This is a genomic window from Vibrio sp. 1562 (assembly GCF_033340155.1).
GTDB classification, from domain to species: domain Bacteria; phylum Pseudomonadota; class Gammaproteobacteria; order Enterobacterales; family Vibrionaceae; genus Vibrio; species Vibrio alginolyticus.
Map to the genome: position 1 here is coordinate 1 of NZ_JAWOVY010000655.1, position 555 is coordinate 555.

The following is a 555-nucleotide window of genomic DNA, read 5'->3' on the forward strand; positions in this document are numbered from 1 at the left end:
CGGCTGGTTGAGTGTCTTTGCAGTAAAGCGTGACGTTTTGGCCACGACGAACCAACGTTTTCGCTAACGCCGCGCTGGCAATACCGCCTCCGATTATGGCAATCGAATCAAGATTGCTGGACGCCGTGCGATTGAACCACGCAAGATGGTTCGATTGCTTTTCGCGTTGTTCCATCGAACCTGCGATCATTTCACGCTTGGTGCCAAAGCCTTTGACTTTTTTCATTGCAAAGCCAGCTTCGTTCAATCCTCGACGCACAAAGCCCGCCGCGGTAAAAGTGGCAACTGTACAGTCTTGCTTGGCCAACTTAGCCATGTTGTTGAACAGATTTTGGTTCCACATTTCTGGGTTTTTACTTGGTGCGAATCCATCTAAAAACCAAGCGTCAATCAAACCTTGTTCGTTGTATGGGACTTGGGGCATGCAGTCTTTGATGTCGCCAAACCAAAGGTCGAGTGTAATTGCGCCATCTTCAAGCACAATTCGGTGACACTCAGGTACGGCAGCAGGGTAGTGCTTTTGCAGCTTTTCTGCATACTCAGCCAACTCCGGCC

General features: G+C 49.7%; 1 protein-coding gene. It reads right to left on the reverse strand.

The window, feature by feature from the left end:
* Nucleotides 1-555, reverse strand: a 555-nt coding sequence (gene mnmD / locus R7Z49_RS26910) for a tRNA (5-methylaminomethyl-2-thiouridine)(34)-methyltransferase MnmD (RefSeq protein ID WP_318112721.1), incomplete at both ends; no start/stop codon positions are given.